Source organism: Pasteurella bettyae CCUG 2042 (assembly GCF_000262245.1).
GTDB classification, from domain to species: Bacteria; Pseudomonadota; Gammaproteobacteria; order Enterobacterales; family Pasteurellaceae; genus Basfia; species Basfia bettyae.
Window position 1 is genome coordinate 119840 of record NZ_AJSX01000041.1, and the last position, 19724, is coordinate 139563.

The 19724-nt window shown below is 34.2% G+C and carries 18 protein-coding genes and 1 pseudogene; 8 read left to right on the forward strand and 11 right to left on the reverse strand.

What is annotated here, in order from left to right:
- Positions 1-8: 8 nt before the first annotated feature.
- Genes HMPREF1052_RS09420 through HMPREF1052_RS09435 form a run of 4 tightly spaced genes read right to left on the reverse strand, consistent with a single transcriptional unit; the run spans position 9 to position 4034 of the window.
- Positions 9-1058, reverse strand: coding sequence for a sugar transferase (locus HMPREF1052_RS09420; protein ID WP_005761517.1), 1050 nt, complete (start codon positions 1056-1058; stop codon positions 9-11).
- Positions 1059-1078: 20 nt separating this feature from the next.
- Positions 1079-2131, reverse strand: coding sequence for a glycosyltransferase family 2 protein (locus HMPREF1052_RS09425; protein WP_005761518.1), 1053 nt, complete (start codon positions 2129-2131; stop codon positions 1079-1081).
- An 8-nt stretch (positions 2132-2139) separates the two neighbouring features.
- Positions 2140-3207: a glycosyltransferase gene (locus HMPREF1052_RS09430; RefSeq protein WP_005761583.1), complete on the reverse strand. Its 1068-nt coding sequence runs from the start codon at positions 3205-3207 to the stop codon at positions 2140-2142.
- An 11-nt stretch (positions 3208-3218) separates the two neighbouring features.
- Positions 3219-4034 (reverse strand): DUF4422 domain-containing protein, encoded by an 816-nt coding sequence (locus HMPREF1052_RS09435; RefSeq protein ID WP_005761564.1) that lies wholly within the window; start codon positions 4032-4034, stop codon positions 3219-3221.
- A gap of 482 nt (positions 4035-4516) precedes the next feature.
- Here HMPREF1052_RS09435 and infA point away from each other — a divergent pair, with 482 nt between their 5' ends.
- A complete protein-coding gene (gene infA, locus HMPREF1052_RS09440; protein ID WP_005717339.1) occupies positions 4517-4735 on the forward strand; it encodes a translation initiation factor IF-1 in 219 nt (72 codons plus the stop codon).
- A gap of 77 nt (positions 4736-4812) precedes the next feature.
- On the opposite strand, the gene lnt is transcribed toward infA, so the two are convergent.
- Both lnt and corC read right to left on the reverse strand, forming a co-directional pair.
- Positions 4813-6351: an apolipoprotein N-acyltransferase gene (gene lnt, locus HMPREF1052_RS09445; protein ID WP_005761469.1), complete on the reverse strand. Its 1539-nt coding sequence runs from the start codon at positions 6349-6351 to the stop codon at positions 4813-4815.
- A gap of 101 nt (positions 6352-6452) precedes the next feature.
- Positions 6453-7358, reverse strand: a complete 906-nt coding sequence (gene corC / locus HMPREF1052_RS09450) for a CNNM family magnesium/cobalt transport protein CorC (RefSeq protein ID WP_005761448.1) — start codon at positions 7356-7358, stop codon at positions 6453-6455.
- Positions 7359-7587: 229 nt separating this feature from the next.
- Here corC and mglB point away from each other — a divergent pair.
- From mglB to nrdG, 7 genes and pseudogenes are all read left to right on the forward strand, one after another.
- Positions 7588-8580, forward strand: a pseudogene (gene mglB, locus HMPREF1052_RS09455) (galactose/glucose ABC transporter substrate-binding protein MglB).
- Between the two features lie 479 nt (positions 8581-9059).
- A complete protein-coding gene (locus HMPREF1052_RS09460; protein ID WP_370446583.1) occupies positions 9060-10394 on the forward strand; it encodes a porin in 1335 nt (444 codons plus the stop codon).
- Between the two features lie 63 nt (positions 10395-10457).
- Complete coding sequence (locus HMPREF1052_RS09465; RefSeq protein WP_005761597.1) at positions 10458-10997, forward strand: methylated-DNA--[protein]-cysteine S-methyltransferase; 540 nt, start codon at positions 10458-10460, stop codon at positions 10995-10997.
- A gap of 26 nt (positions 10998-11023) precedes the next feature.
- Positions 11024-11695 carry a DNA mismatch repair endonuclease MutH gene (gene mutH, locus HMPREF1052_RS09470; protein ID WP_005761607.1) on the forward strand — a complete coding sequence of 224 codons (672 nt, stop codon included), beginning with the start codon at positions 11024-11026 and terminating at the stop codon, positions 11693-11695.
- Positions 11696-11770: 75 nt separating this feature from the next.
- The gene (locus tag HMPREF1052_RS09475) at positions 11771-12496 is read left to right on the forward strand and encodes a TerC family protein (protein ID WP_005761494.1); all 726 of its coding nucleotides are present in this window, start codon (positions 11771-11773) and stop codon (positions 12494-12496) included.
- Positions 12497-12765: 269 nt separating this feature from the next.
- Positions 12766-14895, forward strand: coding sequence for an anaerobic ribonucleoside-triphosphate reductase (gene nrdD / locus HMPREF1052_RS09480; RefSeq protein ID WP_005761456.1), 2130 nt, complete (start codon positions 12766-12768; stop codon positions 14893-14895).
- A gap of 51 nt (positions 14896-14946) precedes the next feature.
- Complete coding sequence (gene nrdG, locus HMPREF1052_RS09485; RefSeq protein ID WP_005761554.1) at positions 14947-15423, forward strand: anaerobic ribonucleoside-triphosphate reductase-activating protein; 477 nt, start codon at positions 14947-14949, stop codon at positions 15421-15423.
- Between the two features lie 59 nt (positions 15424-15482).
- Here the strand turns inward: nrdG and apaH are convergent, their stop codons facing one another.
- From apaH to purN, 5 genes are all read right to left on the reverse strand, one after another.
- Positions 15483-16313 (reverse strand): bis(5'-nucleosyl)-tetraphosphatase (symmetrical) ApaH, encoded by an 831-nt coding sequence (apaH, locus tag HMPREF1052_RS09490; RefSeq protein ID WP_005761490.1) that lies wholly within the window; start codon positions 16311-16313, stop codon positions 15483-15485.
- 44 nt (positions 16314-16357) lie between these two features.
- Entirely contained in the window at positions 16358-17224 is an 867-nt protein-coding gene (gene rsmA, locus HMPREF1052_RS09495; protein WP_005761455.1) for a 16S rRNA (adenine(1518)-N(6)/adenine(1519)-N(6))-dimethyltransferase RsmA, read from the reverse strand.
- A 143-nt stretch (positions 17225-17367) separates the two neighbouring features.
- On the reverse strand, positions 17368-18312 hold the full coding sequence (locus tag HMPREF1052_RS09500) for a peptidylprolyl isomerase (protein ID WP_005761510.1): 945 nt from the start codon (positions 18310-18312) through the stop codon (positions 17368-17370).
- A 76-nt stretch (positions 18313-18388) separates the two neighbouring features.
- Positions 18389-18928 (reverse strand): bifunctional pyr operon transcriptional regulator/uracil phosphoribosyltransferase PyrR, encoded by a 540-nt coding sequence (pyrR, locus tag HMPREF1052_RS09505; protein WP_005761559.1) that lies wholly within the window; start codon positions 18926-18928, stop codon positions 18389-18391.
- A 90-nt stretch (positions 18929-19018) separates the two neighbouring features.
- Positions 19019-19657: a phosphoribosylglycinamide formyltransferase gene (gene purN / locus HMPREF1052_RS09510; RefSeq protein ID WP_005761522.1), complete on the reverse strand. Its 639-nt coding sequence runs from the start codon at positions 19655-19657 to the stop codon at positions 19019-19021.
- Between the last annotated feature and the right edge of the window lie 67 nt (positions 19658-19724).

Consider the following 19724-nt stretch of genomic DNA (forward strand, 5'->3'; position numbering starts at 1 on the left):
TAAAATACCTAAATAATTGTTTCAGCAAACTTTATTGCTGTTTTAGTATATGTTCCATTCACTAAAAAAAGAGCCTGTTTTTCTACATTTTCTATCATTTTCAAATAATCATCATAAGTTATTAAAGCTAATTTTTCTGGTAATTCAGTTAACGACGATACACAAATACCTAAATTATTCTTTTTAATAAAATCTGACTCCGCCGCTTCACTCCAAATGATAACAGGCATTCCTGAAGATAAATATAATGATAATTTATGTGGGTTATTATATTTTAAATATTCACCAAACTCACCACTGCAAGTTTCTATACTTTGCCCATCCCAAACCAAACCAAAACCACAAGTTAATTGTCGTGGAATTTCCGCTGAGGGAAATGAACCATGATATTGAATATTTGAAAATTTCTCTAATGAGCATGCAAAATTAGGTCCATATAAATGTACGTTAATGGTAGACAATGAGCCTAATTTTGCAATATAAGCAGATTTTTTAATATCTAAATTCCCCGCAATTGAAATCGAACGTTCAAAAGTCATCTGCTTAGTTGCATCTCTTTGTTGTAGGTAATCAAAAATATCTAAACTAACCAGTTTTACCTCAGGATAGCCTTTTTCTACAAAAAATTTTTTCATCTTTTTATTATGTACAATAATTCCATCCGCCAGTGATAACATTGTTTCAAATTCTCTTTTATAATAATTGTTATATAAGCTTTTTCTTAACTCTTCAACATCATGTACTAACGAAATAAACTTTACATGCTTCTTATTTTTCAACCGATTGAGTACCCAATTACGAATTAGTTGTTTATGATGATATGGATTCTGAATAAACACTATCGAATTGGCCTCAATGCAAAAATACACATTTAACCAATCAATAAAGAAACGAATTTGCCGTTGAATTTTACCTCGTAACGAATTCTCCATTGTTGCAGTTCTAATGAAACGCGCTTTATAACCTAAAGACAAAGCAATGTTATAAATATCTTGTACAGCCTTACTACCTGCATGGTTATGTTCCGTACTTAATTCAACTATTTGGAATTTCTTCATTAATAAACCTAAGAGCCTAATTAATTTTTTAATTTAACAAATAAAATAGGAAACATCTTTTTCACTAACTTAACAAAATTAGCAACTAAAACTAACAGAAAACTCATTTTATTTTTTAATAAAAAATAAAAAAGCTTTTGTTTAGGAGTAATTAAATTAGAGAGAGAAAGATAATTATCGTATTGTGGCAACTCAAAAATATAATTTTTAATCCACATTTTTTGTTCTAGAAATGTCATATTTGCTTGATTGGAACTGTTTCGCTCTATTGCAGATAAACAATACCGAATAAAACGATTAACTAGCAAACGATTGACATTCTGATTTATATATCCTTTCTTATCAATTAATGATTTAAATGAATCTAGGGTTTGCATATGAATAGGAAAGTAATCAGCAACAAATTTAGACGTTAGACTACCATTATTGCGTTTCATATAAAAATAAAGTGGCTCATTCAATATATAAAAATTAGATATTTTTTTAAAAGCTTTAATATTAAACTCAAAATCTTCTTTTAATGCTTGGTGTTCATTAAAAATACCATATTTTTTAATAAGTTCCGTATGATAGAACTTATTATTTGTATATCCAAATAGAAAAGATTCTTCTAAATCAACAAGTATGTCAGTAAAATCATGATTAATCAGACCTGTATATTGACTTAAAATATTTTTCACGTAACTTACATCACCATTAATTTCATACCGCTCTTGCATTCCAACGCTAATAATATCAGGATGATATTGTTCAATTACGTGATTAACTTTGCTCAATAAGGTGCTATCAAACAAATCATCTGGATCTGGAAAACCAATGTATTCACCTGTAGCAATTTTAATTCCTTCATTACGGCTTTCAGCCGCACCTATATTATTTTCATTACAAAGCAACTTCATTCGAGGATCATTAAATCTTTGTAGTTTTTCTTTTGTACTATCAGTTGAACAATCTTCAACAAAAATAATCTCAATATTTTGATAAGGTTGTGTAGCTAATAAATCAAACAACTTATCTAAATATTGGGCGACATTATAACAAGCAAAAATCAGGCTAAATTTTGTATTTTTCATTATTATTTTTAACCTATTAAAATCTGTTGAATACGTTTTGCCACTATTTTAATGTCATAGCCCGCATTTACTAAAGCTGGTATATCACTAATACGCTTATCACCGAACTTGTTGAGTTTTTTTTCAATCTCTTTTATCCAATCAGCACTATTAGAAATTGGCAAAAATTGGATTGAGTTTACCAACCTAACTTCTTTAGAAATAGTTTCGGAGAGAAAAGCAGGCAATCCAGCAGCCTGAGCTTCAACAGCAACGATAGGTAAGCCTTCAAATAGAGAAGGTAAAATTAATAAATCTGCTGCAATCATTAGCTCATTAATATCATGTCGTAATCCTAATAAAGATACATTTGTTAATGCATTATCTGAAATATATTGTTGGATCTCATCTTTTAACTCACCAGTCCCAACATAAGCCAGGATAACATTAGGAAGTGAATGTTTTAGTACTTTCATAATATCTAAAGCAAAAAAAGGATTTTTCTGATGATTCATTCTAGCAACGTATAAAATCACTTTTTTATCCCCCCAATTCAATTTATGGCGAATAGTATGATATTTTTCTTCAGAATAACGATATTGTTCTAAATTAATCCCATTATTTATGACCGTGAATAGCTTCTTCTCACCAAACATAAATACACCTGCTTCTTTAGAACAAGCGAGTTTAACATCAGTAACAAAATTAAGTAGCCATCTTAATATGTAATGTAATTGCTTTTTATCTGTATCTGCACTATGTGAATGGGCAATAACTTTTCTTTTAAGTAAAAATGCTGGAAGCATATTAAGTGAATAACCCGCATTCATAATATTAAAATAAACTACATCATAGTTATTTTGTTTTATTACTTTCCACATTGCCCATAAGCTTTTTAATAACCCTTGACTTTTAGGTGGAATAAAATGAATTCTACAACCATTTTCTAAGTAAAAACTACTCAACGTCATTTGAGAAAAATCACAAACAAAATCAAATTGAATTTGAGTTTTATCAAGGTATTGATAGAGATTATGAATATAAGCTTCCATCCCTCCCAAGTTATCTGTCATTCCATATACAAGTACACGTTTCATGATTGTCTCTATTAAAAACTCTTCTCGTATTTTTTACCAAAAAACTTCGCCATTAAAAATGCAGTTCCTTTCTTCAACCAATTAATTTTCTCGCCATAAACAAAAGGAATTGCTTTCACTTTTAATGCGTTATTTTGAGAATATTGTTTTAACCATACATTAAACAATAATTCACTTACTCGACCATAAAAACGAGCGTGGAATACAGAATATTGTTCTGCAGGAATGCGTTTTTCCAACTCAAATAAAATGGGGAATAACCAACTGCAATAATCATTCACTAATTTTTTCGACATAATGAACATATTAAACATATATCCGCCACGCTGTTTCATTACGGTATCAAAATTTGATAAATATTCACCGCACTTTTCAGCAATAATTTCGCGTGTAACATCCAAATGTTCAGAGTGTAGCGTATTAGCATAATGTGAGTAAAGTGTTTCAATATAATAATTACGCTTACTTGGCACAATAACATCATATTGACTTAATAATTGACTCGCTTCTTGACCGGTTAAGTATAAGCTTTCTAATAAATGACTTTTTCTTTCTGACCGATTCTTTAGTGTAAAGAATCGACGATAATGAATCAGTCCTAAATAATCATTTGGCAAATTTTTCCATGCCCAATAAAGCCCTGTGAGTTCGCAAAAATTTGGGTTTTTGTTTGAAATATTATCACCCGTATCATCACCTTGATAACCAATACTTTGCTTACCTTGTTTACCAACATGTAATGGTAAATATATCGGATCCACAGGCATAAAATAAGGTTTATGCGTTGCAATAATAATTTTAATATTTTTTGGATATTGATTTTCCATAATTACTAATTATTTCTTTTAATAAAATTTTATTAAAACAATTCATTATAACAGTATGCCTTCTTATTATTTATGTGTTTTTAAATAATACTGTGTCATAAGGATACAAATATTGCATTCTCAACTTTCTGCCATAATAAAAGATGATGATGCCTGATCTTCTTGAAAACTATTTTACTAGCGAAATATTAATCCCTTGAATGGCCGCAAATTAAATTACATCGTAATAATATCTTGCTTATGTAACTTTAATGATTGGCTATAATTGTGATGAGTACGTAGAAAAGAATTAGTCATAAAATAACCTTAATTTAAAGAGTAGCATAGATATTAGGTAGATAGTTTTATAGCTTATTGTATAGTTGACTAATAAATCAAATCAATAAAAACTTTCCCAACTTCCTAAAAACCGCTATAATCCGCACCATTCGAGTGTATTCCGCAAAAGTGCGGTTGAAAATATCATTATTTTAGAGGACACAATGGCTAAAGAAGATTGCATTGAGATGCAAGGTACAATTTTAGAAACCTTACCAAATACTATGTTTCGTGTGGAATTAGAAAATGGTCACGTGGTGACGGCTCATATTTCAGGTAAGATGCGTAAAAACTACATCCGTATTTTAACGGGTGATAAAGTGACAATTGAAATGACGCCTTATGATTTAAATAAAGGTCGTATCATTTTCCGTAGTCGTTAATGGATTCAAACTGATTTTCAAAGAAAACGCCCTAAGTCATGCTTAGGGCGTTTTTCTTAATCTAAAATTTTGCTTTTTTATACCGCAGTTTTCATCACTTTACGTTTAATCAAGGCGGCTAAAATTCTTAATACGGTAAAAATCAATGCTAATAAATAAAGTGGCTTATTGCCTAAAGCTGCATAAGGTGTCTTGCCTTTTGTGGGGGCAATTTTAGTGGTTAATACCGTTTGTTTAAACTGAGGGGCTTGAGAAATAATCTTTCCTTTTGCATCAATAAATGCAGTAATTCCCGTATTCGTTGCTCTTACTAGTGGTTTGCCTAATTCTAAGGCTCTCATTCTTGCCATTTGTAAATGTTGCCAAGGGCCAATACTATCGCCAAACCAAGCATCATTAGAAACTGTTAATAAGAAATCGGTATTAGTATGTATATTTTTTTGTAACTGGCTACCAAAAATAATTTCATAACAAATCGCTGGTGCGAAAGTTCTTCCTTTTGCTAATAAAGGCTGTTGTATTTCATCACCATTTTGAAAAGCTGACATGGGTAAATTAAACACAGAACCTAATGGACGTAATAAGCTTTCCAAAGGAACATATTCCCCAAAAGGCACTAAATGATGTTTAGCATAACGCATCATATTATCTGATGAATAAGGTTGCTCAATATTACCTACCGACACAATTGAATTTAACAATTTACCTTGGATTTCATCTTGATATACCGAACCAATAAAAACCTCACTACCTTTCTGTTGAGCCGCTAACTGTAATGCTTTATAAAACGGCTGTAGTTGATTTTCTAAAGCGGGTAATGCGGATTCTGGCAAAATAATTAAATCTGAGGTTCCTAAATGCTCATTAATTAATTTCTGATAAATATCTAAGGTTGCATAAAGATATTGCGGATCCCATTTTAAATTTTGTTCAATATTACCCTGTGCTAGGCTAATTTTTAAGGCTTTTTCTGGGACTTCTGTCACAAAAGATTTTTGTGAAGAATAGGCACTCAGTCCACCAACGATAACTAACATTGCTAAATTTGCCAAGGCAATTGGCAATTTCCGTGGTGTTTTTAATAACGCAGAAATTCCACTAAAAATAACCGCACTTGCCCACATAACAAAGAAAGTTACACCTTCAGCCCCAAACAATGGCGCTAATCCTGAGAAAGGGCTATCAATTTGCGTGTAACCAAATTGCAACCAAGGAAATCCAGTAAATAACCAGCCACGAAGAAATTCAGTAAATGTCCAAATCACTGGAAATATTACCACGCTGGTGACTTTAAAACGTTGAATAATATAAGTGAATAATAATGGATAGCATGATAAATAGGCTGCCAATAACACCACTAAAATATAGCTCAACCATAATGGTGAACCTCCAAATTGGTGAATACTGACATGCAGCCAACTTATGCCTAAGCTAAAAAAACTCAGTCCCCATAGCAATGTAGCTAAAAGTGCGGTCTTTTTTTCAGAATTTTTCGCAATAAAAAGTAAACCAAGAACAGAAATATAAGCTAAATACCATAAGTCAAAAGGAGAAAAAGCGAATACGCCTAAGGCGCCGCTAATAATGGCAATTAAATAGGTAAGATATTTATTCATAAGCACATTTATATTATTTAACAAAGTGCCGATTTTATCACAGCACGAGAGAGATTCTATAGATAGAAATAAAAAAGCTGTTTTAAAACAGCCTTTCAGGATTATTCTTGTTCAGAATACTCAGATTCTATCTTTTCGATTTCTGCTAAGTGTTCATCGGTAAGCGTGACTCGTAATTGAATAATGCGACGACTGTCCGCTGATGTGACTTTAAAGTGAATATTTTCTAATGTAATTTCATCACCACGTTTAGGCAAATAGCCAAAAGCTTGCATAATTACACCACCAATGGTATCAACTTCTGCATCTTCAAAGTGAGTATTAAATTGTTCATTAAAATCGCCAATATCCGTAAGTGCTCGTACCGCATAGGTGTGGCGAGAAAGTTGACGAATATCCACAACATCTTCTTCATCAAACTCATCTTCAATGTCACCCACGATTTGTTCTAAAATATCTTCAATAGTAACTAATCCAGAGATTGCACCGAATTCATCCACGACAATCGCCATATGGAAACGTTCTGAACGAAATTCTTTCAGCATTCGATCCACTCGTTTACTTTCAGGCACAATAACCACTGGACGTAATAATTTTTCTAATTCAAATTGTTCGGTATTCGCTCGCAAAAATGTCAATAAATCTTTTGCATGCAAAATCCCTTCAACATTATATCGCTCATCACCAACCACAGGAAAACGGGAATGCGCTGAACTAATAATCGTATCTAAACAACTTTCTAGATCTTGTTCCATTTGGATAAAGACGATTTGTGAACGAGGAATCATAATATCACGCACACGCAATTCGGCGATTTCCATTACGCCTTCAATCATCTCGCGGGTATCTTGGTCGATCAATTCATTTTGTTCTGAATCACGGATGACTTCTACAAGTTCATCACGATTTTTGAGTTCGCCTTGGAAAAAACGTCCAAATAAGGATTGGAAAAAACTTTTCTTTTGAATAGTATCTTGAGTGGAATTATTCGAGTGTTCGTCGTTCATAAAAAGTAAATCAGTTGCCGTCGGATTGACAATGCAAAAATTATCACAATTTGATTTATATAGCTAGCTGAAAATTATATTTAATTAAGATGTTAAATAATTAGTATAAATGTATGAGCTAGATCACATAATTAACAATATTTTTAACAACTGCTACTTTTTAAACAATTTGGTGCTAATATCAATACAGGCCTTATGATTTAAGCGTTTTAACATAGAGGACTTTGTTATGAAAAAATTAGTATTAAATACCTTAGCGATTTCAGTTTTAGCGGGTGCTAGTATTAGTATCGTAAAAGCAGAATCTTTAGTAGGCGTAACGATTTATCAATATGATGATACCTTTATGAACTTGATGAAAGATGAAATCAGTAATCAGGCTTCAGCATTAAAAGATGTTAAATTTTTAATGAATGATTCGCAAAATTCTCAAGCTGTTCAAAATAATCAAATTGATATTCTTTTAGCCAAGAAAGTGAAAGTTCTTGCTGTCAATTTAGTTCATACGGCTGCCGCAACCACCCTTATCGAAAAAGCCAAACAGCAACAAGTACCGATTATCTTCTTTAATAAAGATCCTGGTGAAAAAATTTTAAGTAGCTACGACAAAGCTTATTATATTGGTTCATCTGCTAAAAGTTCGGCTATCGAACAAGCACATCTCATCGCCATACATTGGAATAAATATCCCGAACTGGACTTAAATAAAGATGGCAAAATTCAATATGCCCTGTTAAAAGGAGAACCTGAAAGTACCGCCGCTATCACTCGTAGCCAATATGTCATTGAAGAATAACATAATCTAGGGCTTAAAACACAAGCTGTATTTAGTGATACGGCGATGTGGAATAGCGATATGGCAAAAGATCGTATGGATTTATGGTTAAATGACACCCAAGGCAATAATATTGAAGTCATCATTAGTAATAATGATGCCATGGCAATTGGTGCGTTAGCTTCACTAAAAGAACATCACAAAAAATTACCGATTTTTAGTGTAGATGCGCTTCCTCGTGTATTGCGATTTGTTAAATCTGGTGATATTACAGGCACGGTACTCAATGATGGAGTTACACAAAGTCGAGTTTTAGTTAAACTCGCCCGTGATCTTGCTCAGGGTAAACCTATGAATAAAGGTGCCGACTGGACATTGGAAAATAATAGTATCAGAACACCAGATATTGCTATTGATCAAGATAATATTGATAAATTCTTAAAGTAAATGAAAGAGGCTAATTCACCTATTTACAACAAGTGCGGTGCGATTTATAAAAATTTTATTGAATTGAATGATTGCTTCTAATTAGCCGTTAAACTCAGAATTTGCCTCTAATAAATGACTTTCTACTAGGTCGCTAATATAAAAATAAATTTTCTCAAAAAGCACCGCACTTTAGCTGCCATCAAGCTATCTCATTCACCAGATACTCATTATCTATATACCCTTTTTCTTATTATATATGTGGTGTTTTAATCGCATATTCTACTGCTATAAAAACATGCTTATCACAAAATTATTCCATGAGATATTGTCACTTGAAAACCGCAATTTGTTAAAAATCCTTTTAAAATCACTGGTCTGAACAGTGAAACAAAACCATAAATAAATTTGCACATATATGCTACATTCTTTTAAACTTGCCGAGTTTTTTATCGTATCCGATAAATATATTAAACTCGTTGGAAAGGGGAACCATGAAAATCACAATGAAAAAAACACTATTATCAGTGTCTATTTTATTTGCATCAAATCAAGCTTCAGCAGCAGCATTCCAGCTAGCTGAACTTTCAACATCTGGGTTAGGTCGTGCTTATTCGGGTGAAGCTGCTATTGCAGATAATGCAGCAGTTGTCGCAACTAACCCAGCACTTATGAGCAAATTTAAAACGATGCAATTCTCAGCTGGTAGCGTTTATGTACATTCAAGAGTACGTATGGAAGGTCCTGTTACCGCAAAATTAGCGGGAGCGACTTTAGCTAAAGAATCAGCTAACAAAGAAAGCGTAGTGCCTGGCTCATCTGTTCCTAATATGTATTTCTTGGCACCTCTTAACGATAAATTTGCTGTGGGTGGTGGTATGAACGTAAACTTTGGCTTAAAAAGTGAATATGCCGATGATTATAATGCGGGAGTATTTGGTGGCACCACAGATTTAACTGCACTTAATCTTAATTTGAGTGGTTCCTACCGTATTACAGAAGGCTTTAGTGCTGGTCTTGGAATTAATGCTGTCTATGCTTCAGCAGAAGTAGAACGTCGTGCAGGAATTATTGACACAGCATTAAGTAATGCAATGCAAAGCCCTGCGGTGAGAGCGGCATTAAGCAATTCAACAGAAAAAACAACGGTATTAACCCATTTACAAGATAAAGCAGCATGGGCATTTGGTTGGAATGCAGGTTTAATGTATGAAATCAATGAACGAAATCGTTTTGGTTTAGCTTACCATTCGAAAATTGATATTGATTTTAAAGATCGTAATGCACTGAGTTATAAACAAACCGCAACAGGCATTGGACCTTATGTGGCTGAAGGTGGATTAGTATTAAAATTACCTGCTTACTGGGAATTCTCTGGTTTTCATCAGCTGACTGATAAATTTGCTGTACACTATAGCTATAAATATACTGAATGGAAACGCTTTAAAAACTTACATGCCACTTATACCGATGGCCAGTTAGCATTCCATAAAGATGAAAACTATCGCAACAACTCTCGTATTGCTTTAGGTGCAACCTATGATGTTAATGAGCAATTAACTGTGCGTGCAGGTATTGCTTATGATGAAGCTGCGGCTACAAGAAAACATGCGAGTGCTTCTATTCCTGATACAAACCGTACTTGGTATAGCGTTGGTGCAACTTATAAATTCACACCAAATCTTGCTGTTGATTTAGGCTTTGCACACTTACGTGGTAAACGTTTGAACTTTACTGAAGAACAAACTATTGCTGGTTTATTAAATGTAAAAGCAGAGTACCACTCTAAAGCACGTGCAAATCTTTACGGTTTAAATATAAACTACAGTTTCTAATTGATTAAAAATCATTGATAATAAAGCGTATCCTTGGATACGCTTTTTTTATGAGGCTTGTGTATGTCAGAAATTTATTATAGCTATTATTCATCTCCTATCGGTAATTTATTAATGATCGCTCAAGATGATCAGCTGACTAATTTAGATTTTGAAGCGGAACAAAACGCACCTAATCCTAAATGGCTTTTAAATGATCAATTGCCTTTATTCCATCAAGTAAAAAAGGCACTTAATCGTTACTTTGATGGGAAAAAAGAAAACTTTGAGGGGATTCCAGTTAATCCTCAAGGAACAGCGTTCCAACAAAGTATTTGGGCAGCATTGCGTCAAATTTCCTATGGTAAAACCTCAACCTATGGCGAATTGGCTCAACTAATTAATCATCCCCAAGCGGTACGTGCAGTCGGTGGTGCGGTTGGAAGTAATCCGATTAGTATTATTATTCCATGCCACCGTATTTTAGGTAAAAATAACCAACTAACAGGTTTTGGTGGTGGATTACCAGCTAAACGCTTTTTACTAAAGTTAGAACAAATTGAGTATGTGGATAAAGGTGTAGAATATGTTAAACCTAAATTACTCAAAAAATATTATGATTAAAATTTTTCTAAAATAGACCGCACTTTATGATCACATCACCTCAATCAAAACAACAATTACTCCACAGAGCTCGTACTATTGCTGGGCTTAGTTTTGGTGAACTTGCAGAAGAACTCAACATTATTGTTCCCCCCGATTTAAAACGAGATAAAGGCTGGGTTGGTCAGTTAATTGAAACTGCTCTCGGAGCAAAAGCAGGCAGTAAACCTGAACAAGATTTTGCTCATTTAGGAATTGAGCTAAAAACAATTCCAATTAATTCGCAGGGCTATCCGTTAGAAACCACTTTCGTAAGCCTTGCCCCGCTGATTCAAACTGCGGGTGTAAATTGGCAAAATTCTCATTTACGTTATAAATTATCTCAGGTTCTTTGGATCCCAATTCAAGGCGAACGAAACATTCCACTAGCCTCTCGTCTGATCGGTTCGCCAATTCTTTGGCAACCCAATGCGGAGCAAGAAGCGCAATTACAGCAAGACTGGGAAGAGCTAATGGACTATATTGTTCTAGGTAAAGTTCATCTGATTAGTGCTAAAATTGGGAAAGTATTACAGTTACGCCCTAAAGGAGCAAATAGCCGTGCCAAAACTAAAGGAATTGGCCCACGGGGAGAAGTGATCGATACGCTGCCACTGGGTTTTTATTTACGTAAAGAATTTACTGCCACAATTTTACAAAATTTCTTACAAAATCGATAATTTCACTTTTATTTATTACTACAAGTGCTATGATTCGCTGTCATTTCTACTCTACTCAATTTAATAAGGGCATTTATGTTTGAATGGTTAGCCGATCCTGAAGCTTGGATCGCATTATTTACCCTAGCAGCACTCGAAATTGTGCTTGGCATTGATAATATTATTTTTATCAGCATCTTAGTTGGACGCTTGCCTGAATCTCAACGACAATCAGGGCGTATTCTAGGTTTAGCGTTAGCTATGGTTACACGCATCCTATTGTTGCTTTCTTTAGCATGGGTGATGCGTTTAACCCAGCCATTATTTACTTTATTTAATCAAGAAATTTCAGGACGAGATCTTATTCTTCTTCTAGGAGGGCTCTTTCTGGTGGCAAAAAGTACCCATGAAATTCATGGTACTATGCATCCCGAAGAAGAGTCTGAAGATAGCTCTCAGGGAAAAAATGCCAATTTTCTCACCACATTAATCATGATTGCTTTACTTGATATTGTTTTCTCTCTAGATTCTGTTATCACAGCGGTGGGTATGGCAAGTCACGTAGAAGTTATGATTATTGCCATTATCATTGCAGTTGGCGTGATGATGTTAGCAGCAAGACCTATTGGTGATTTTGTTGATGCCAATCCAACCTTAAAAATTTTAGCACTCGCTTTCTTAATTCTGATTGGAACCACATTGATTGCTGAAAGCTTTGATTTTCATATTCCAAAAGGCTACATTTATTTTGCAATGGCATTCTCAGTCATTGTTGAAATGATTAATTTGAAAACCCGCCAACACCTTACTCACAAAAAATAAGCTGATTAAAAAAGTGCGGTAAAAAAAACTGCACTTTTTGTGTTTATGAAATAGAAGAATCACTATATATTGTGATTTAGATCACAATATTTATTAAAAAATATTTTTTTTAAATCTCTTGATTTTCTAATTTTTTAAATAAAACAATAACTAAACTCTGCCCAGTCTTAATATGTTAAATTACCTCTAGTTGAAATTCTATAATTTTCTATATATAGTGTAACTCACTTTAGTCAAACACAATATATAGCAATAAAAAGGAACATATTATGGCTTCATTCTTCATCATTAAACGTGATGGGTCACGTGTATCTTTTGAAATTCAACGAATCATTAATGCTATCAAAAAAGCCGCCAAAGCAGTTAATATTGATGATGAAAGATTCTGCCATAAAGTCAGTCAGAAAGTGTTTGATGATATTTTTCAATTTAATCAAAATGAAATCGATATTAGCCGTATTCAACAAATTGTTGAAAATAATTTAATGGCAAGTGATTATCCTCAAGTTGCCCGTGCTTATATTGAATATCGACATGATCGTGATTTATCTCGTGAAAAACGTAGCCAATTAACCAAAGATATTGAAGGCTTAATTGAGCAAAGTAATGTAGAAATTCTCAATGAAAATGCGAATAAAGATGCGAAAATTATTCCGACTCAACGAGATTTATTGGCGGGTATTGTTGCAAAACACTATGCGAAACGTTACATTCTTCCACGTGATGTGGTAGAAGCCCATGAAAAAGGTGAAATTCACTACCATGATTTAGACTATTCTCCATTCTTCCCAATGTTTAACTGTATGCTAGTTGACTTAAAAGGGATGTTAACTCATGGTTTTAAAATGGGTAATGCAGAAATTGAACCGCCTAAGTCTATTGGTACAGCAACTGCGGTAACTGCACAAATTATTGCTCAAGTAGCTAGCCATATTTATGGCGGTACAACCATTAATCGTATTGATGAAGTACTTTCTCCCTATGTCAATTTAAGCTACGAAAAACATTTAAAAAATGCAGCAGAATGGCAAATTCCTGATGCTAAAGGTTATGCTCAAGCCTTAATTGAAAAAGAATGTTTTGATGCATTCCAATCTTTAGAATATGAAATTAATACCTTACACACCTCAAATGGACAAACGCCTTTTGTCACTCTAGGATTTGGCTTAGGAACCAGCTGGCAAGCTAAGTTAATTCAACGCTCAATTTTAGCAAACCGTATTCGAGGCTTAGGAAAAAATCACAAAACTCCTGTATTTCCTAAATTAGTATTTACGATTAAGAAAGGCATTAACCAAGCTAAAGGCGATCCTAATTATGATATTAAGCAGTTAGCCTTAGAATGTGCTTCTAAACGTATGTACCCTGATATTTTGAGCTATGAACAAGTCGTAAAAGTGACGGGTTCATTTAAAGCACCAATGGGATGTCGGAGTTTCTTGGGTCGTTGGCAAAATGGACAAGGCGAGGAAGTTCATGATGGTCGCAACAATCTTGGTGTAGTAAGTATTAACTTGCCACGAATTGCTATTGAAGCCAATGGTGATGAACAACGTTTTTATGAAATTTTAGACCAGCGTTTAGCCATTGCTAAAAAGGCACTAATGACTCGTATTGCTCGCTTAGAAAATACTAAAGCTCGTGTAGCACCAATCCTCTATATGGAAGGAGCTTGCGGCGTTCGTTTGAAGGCTGATGATAATGTCGCACAAATTTTCAAAAATGGTCGAGCTTCAATCTCATTAGGTTATATCGGTATTTACGAAACCATTAATGCCTTATACAACCAAGGTCATATTTATGATGATGAGCAATTACGTAAAAAAGGTATTCAAATTGTTGAATATTTAAGTAATGCTACTAAAGAATGGTATAAAGAAACTGGCTATGCATTCAGTTTATATTCAACACCAAGTGAAAACCTATGCGATCGCTTCTGCCGTTTAGATACTAAACAATTTGGTGTGATTGACGGAGTAACAGATAAAGGCTACTACACAAATAGCTATCACTTAGATGTTGAGAAGAAAGTGAATCCATACGATAAACTAGATTTTGAACAACCCTATCCTTCATTAGCCAGTGGTGGTTTTATTTGCTACGGAGAATATCCAAATATTCAACATAATCTCAAGGCTTTAGAAGATGTATGGGATTATGCTTATGAACGTGTACCTTATTATGGTACTAACACGCCAATTGATGAATGCTACGAATGTGGTTTTACTGGCGAATTTGAATGTACTAGCAAAGGCTTTACTTGCCCGAAATGTGGTAATCATGACAGTGAAAAAGTATCTGTCACTCGCCGTGTATGTGGTTACTTAGGTAGCCCAGATGCACGACCATTTAATGCGGGTAAACAAGAAGAAGTAAAGCGCCGCGTTAAACATATGTAATAAACCACGCATAGTAAAGTCGTACATGGTAATAAAAACTCAGGATATGACATGAATTACCTTCAGTATTACCCTGTGGATATCGTCAATGGCGAAGGTACCAGATGTACACTCTTTGTAAGTGGTTGTACTCATGCTTGTCGAGGTTGTTATAACCAAAAGAGTTGGTCATTTAGTTCTGGTGTGCTATTTGATGATGCTATGGAAGAACAGATTTTAAAAGATCTCAAAGATACCCGAATTAATCGTCAGGGCTTAACCTTATCTGGTGGCGATCCTCTTCATCCACGTAATATTGAAAGACTGCTGCCATTGGTTAAACGCATCAAACTAGAATGCCCTAATAAAGATATTTGGTGTTGGACAGGCTATAAATTAGATGAATTAGATGAATATCAACAGCAAATGTTGCCTTATATTGATGTATTAATTGATGGTAAATTTATACAAGAACTTGCCGATCCTGCTTTAGTGTGGCGGGGTTCATCAAATCAAATCGTACATCGATTCAAAGCAAATGAATTTTAATCATAGGTAAAAGAAAAGTGCGGTGCGAATTTTAAAAATTTCTACCGCACTTTTTCACATTAGCCTTTAAAACTATAATTCTTCAAGGCGGATTGAGTAAAATATTGCTGATCTTCCCAACGTAATAAGCTCATACGATTTCCCCAGGCACAACCTGTATCTAAAGCATAAATATGTGTTGGCGTGATTTCATCCACAAGGCTTGCCCAATGTCCAAAAATAATATTAGTTTGATGATATAAAGGATTATTTAATTCAAACCAAGGCAATAATTCTGCTGGTGCCTCTTTCAGTGAAGATTTGCAATCAAAATCAAGACGGTGATCTGGGTAACAAAAACGCATTCGTGTTAAAACATTAATGCTATAACGTAAATAATCTAAGCCCTGTAAATCTGTTGACCAACGATCAGGTTGGCTATCATACATATTCGTTAATAAATAACGATAATCCCCATGTTGCAATTCATTCTCTACTGCTTTAGCACAATTTATTGCTGTATCAAGATCCCAATCAGGAGAAATACCCGCATGAGCTAAAATAAAATTATGTTCAGCATTATGCACTAATAAAGGCTGATGACGTAACCAATCGATCAATTCGGCAAAGTCTGGTGCATCAAAAAGTGCGGTCAAATTATCACGAATTTTGACTTTCTTAATGCCATAAGCACAAGATAATAAATGCAAATCATGATTACCTAATACCGTTTGTGCAGACTTACCTAAAGACTTTACAAAACGCATACATTCCAAGGATTTATCACCACGAGCAATTAAATCACCCGTAAGATATAATTTATCTTTTTCTGGGCTAAACTTCACTTTTTCTAACAATAGCTGCAATTCATCAAAACAGCCATGTAAATCACCAATAATGTAAGTTGCCATCTTCTATCCTTTAAAAATAATGGCGAACTGCGTCGCCATTTTCATTAATCTTCGTGACTTGTGATGATCTCATCACGGCTCACATCAGCGGGTGGATTATCCGCTAACCAGTTTGCTAACCGAGCATAATCAGCAATAGATAAATTCTCCGCACGAGCTGTTAATGCAATATTTAATTCAGTAAGTTGCTCTGCTGTAAATAATTGGGATAAAGCATTACGCAAGGTCTTACGGCGTTGATTAAATGCTTGGCTTGTAACACGATTTAACCAATATAAGTCCTTTACAGGGTACGGTAAAGTGGTATGTGGAATTAAACGAACCACAGCTGAATCAACTTTAGGTGCAGGTTTAAATGCTGTTGGAGGCACTTCAAGTACTGGCATAACTTGGCAAAAATATTGAGTCATAATAGTTAAGCGACCATAAGCCTTACTATTCGGTGCAGCACATAAACGTTTTACCACTTCTTTTTGTAGCATAAAATGCATATCTTGGATTTTATCGTAAAATTTCAACAAGTGGAAAATTAATGGCGTTGAAATGTTATAAGGTAAGTTACCAAATACACGTAATTTTTGACCTTTTTCGCCTAACTTTTCATCTGCGTATAATTGACCAAAATCGAATTGCATGGCATCAGTTTCAATCACATTCAATTTTTGATGTAAAAATGGATGATGACGTAAGCGTTCGGCTAAATCTCGATCAAGCTCAATCACCGTTAAACGCTCAGATTGTTCAGCAACAGGCTCTGTTAACGCCCCTAAACCTGGGCCAATTTCTACTAAAAACTGTCCTTCTTGTGGATAAATTGCAGCCACAATCCCTTGAATCACATTATCATCATGTAGGAAATTTTGTCCAAAACGTTTACGAGCTGTATGGTCTAAATGTTTTTTTGAATTCATATTTAATTAAATTATTACCCATAAAAATGCCTATTCGAATAATGCAAATAGGTTAATTTGTTCATCTCTCGAAAAAATACCCATCGAGTTCATTCAATGGGTATTATATAATAAAAATCCCAGTCAAAACTGGGATTTCTAAATTATTTTCCAATGTAACGAATATCTGCGCCTTTACGCAACCCTTTCACCCAGTCTTTTTCTTCATCTTTTAATTGATCTTTAACCAAAGATTGATAAGCTCGTTGACGATATGCAGCCTCCGTCATATCACCTTGGCGATTATCAGTGACTTCTAAAATATGCCAACCGAACTGAGTTTTAAATGGTGCAGAAATTGTCCCTTGTTTAGTTGATTTAATGATTTGTGCAAATGTTTGATCATATACATCAGGGAAAGCATAACCTAAATCACCACCATTAGCACCTGAAAGATAATCTTTTGAATACTCTTTTGCAGCAACCGCAAATGTTGTTTTTCCAGATAAAATATCCGCACGAATTTGATTTAATTTAGCTTTAGCTTGTGCGTCATTTAATAATGGATTTAATTTTAATAAAATATGGCGAACTTGGTATTGTGTACCCGTTACCGTAGCCGTTTGCCCTTGTGCTTTAGCTTGCTCAAGCATTTGTTTACTTAAAGCTTCCACTTGTTCACGACTTATATCAATATTTTTACCGATAGAACGATTACGAACTTCAGCCATTAACATTTGATTAGCAATTTGACTGCGGAATTTAGTAATGCCAATCCCTTGATAATCTAAAGCATCTAATAACTGACCATAAGTAATTTTATTTTGTGCGGCGATACCTTCAATCACTTTTTCTACTTGTGCTGGCGTAATTTTTACACCTGATTCTTTAATCGCTTTTTGCACTAACATATCATCAATAATACCATCTAACGCTTGTTGACGATTCGCTTCAGTATTTGCACGTTTACCTAACGCACGTTCTACTTGGCTAGCAAGAATAGGATTGCCATCTACTGTCGCTACAACTTGCTCAACCGCTTGAGCGGTTGATAGAGCCCAAAAACCGACCATTGCCAATAAGAGAGATTTTAAATTACTTATTTTCATATTATTCCGTTATCTAAATTAATAAAAATACCTTTTATTAGAAAAAACTTTTAATAAAAAGTTCCTTATAATATTATCATTTAGGCAATAAAGCCACTTCATAGCAGTTATCATATTTCATCGTGCGAACTTGCACTTTTTCAGCTCGACTTGTTGGCACATTTTTACCTACATAATCTGCACGAATTGGTAATTCTCGATGGCCTCGATCAACAAAAATAACCAGCTCAATTTTTGCTGCACGACCAAAATCCACTAAGGCATCTAATGCGGCACGAATGGTTCGCCCAGTAAATAAAACATCATCAATAAGAATCACATTTTTATTTTGAATGTTAATATAATCCGATGCACCACTATAAATCGGAGATTGGCTTTCAGCTTCAACATATTCTAAATCATCGCGATAAAATGTAATATCTAAATCCATAGCAGGTAAATCTTGCCCTGTTAATTCATTAATTTTACGCTTAATTAGTTCCGCAATTTCTGCACCACGACGTTTGATACCAATAATCACCAGATTATTCAAATCTTGGTGTTTTTCAATAATTTCATGAGAAATACGAGAAATAGTTCGCATAAACTGACTTTCATCCACAATGATTTTTTCCATAAAACTGTCATCTCCTAATTAATTCAATCGAGTCGAGCTACTATAACAAAATTTTAGAAAAAAGCACCGCACTTTACGAAAATTTATACATTATTCTGAAGCATAGCCAGTGGGAGGTAAAAGCTGTTGATCTAAATAGGCTCTTCCTGAAATAAATTGTAAACGTCCATCAATAAACCATTTCACCACTAAAGGATAAATTTGTAGCTCTTGAATTTTAACACGTTGTTCAATATCCATAATCTGATCGCCTGGGAAAATCGGCACTTTAGCTTGTAAAATAACCGCACCACCATCCAGTTCTTCAGTAACAAAATGTACTGTGGTTCCGTGTTCTTTATCGCCAGCTTGCAACGCTTGTTGGTAAGTATTTAGGCCTGGATATTTAGGCAATAAAGAAGGATGAATGTTTAAAATTTTACCGGCAAAACGCTGGGTGAATTCTGCGGTTAAAATTTTCATATAGCCAGCCAAAACTATCAGATCTGCGCCTAGATTCTCAATATATTCAGCGATGGCATTATCCATCTCCAAATTACTTTGGAAGCTTTTACGGCTAAAAACTACGGTAGGAATTTTCACTTTTTTAGCTCTAACCAAACCATAAGCATCTGATTTATTACTAATTACAGCTGCCACTTGAGCATCAATCTTCCCCGTAGAACAAGCATCAATAATAGCTTGTAAATTCATTCCTTGCCCTGAAATCAAGACAACAATTTTCTTCATAGATTTTCCTAAATAATAAAAATAAAATGAAAAAAGCCTAATCATCTTGATTAGGCTTATCATAAAA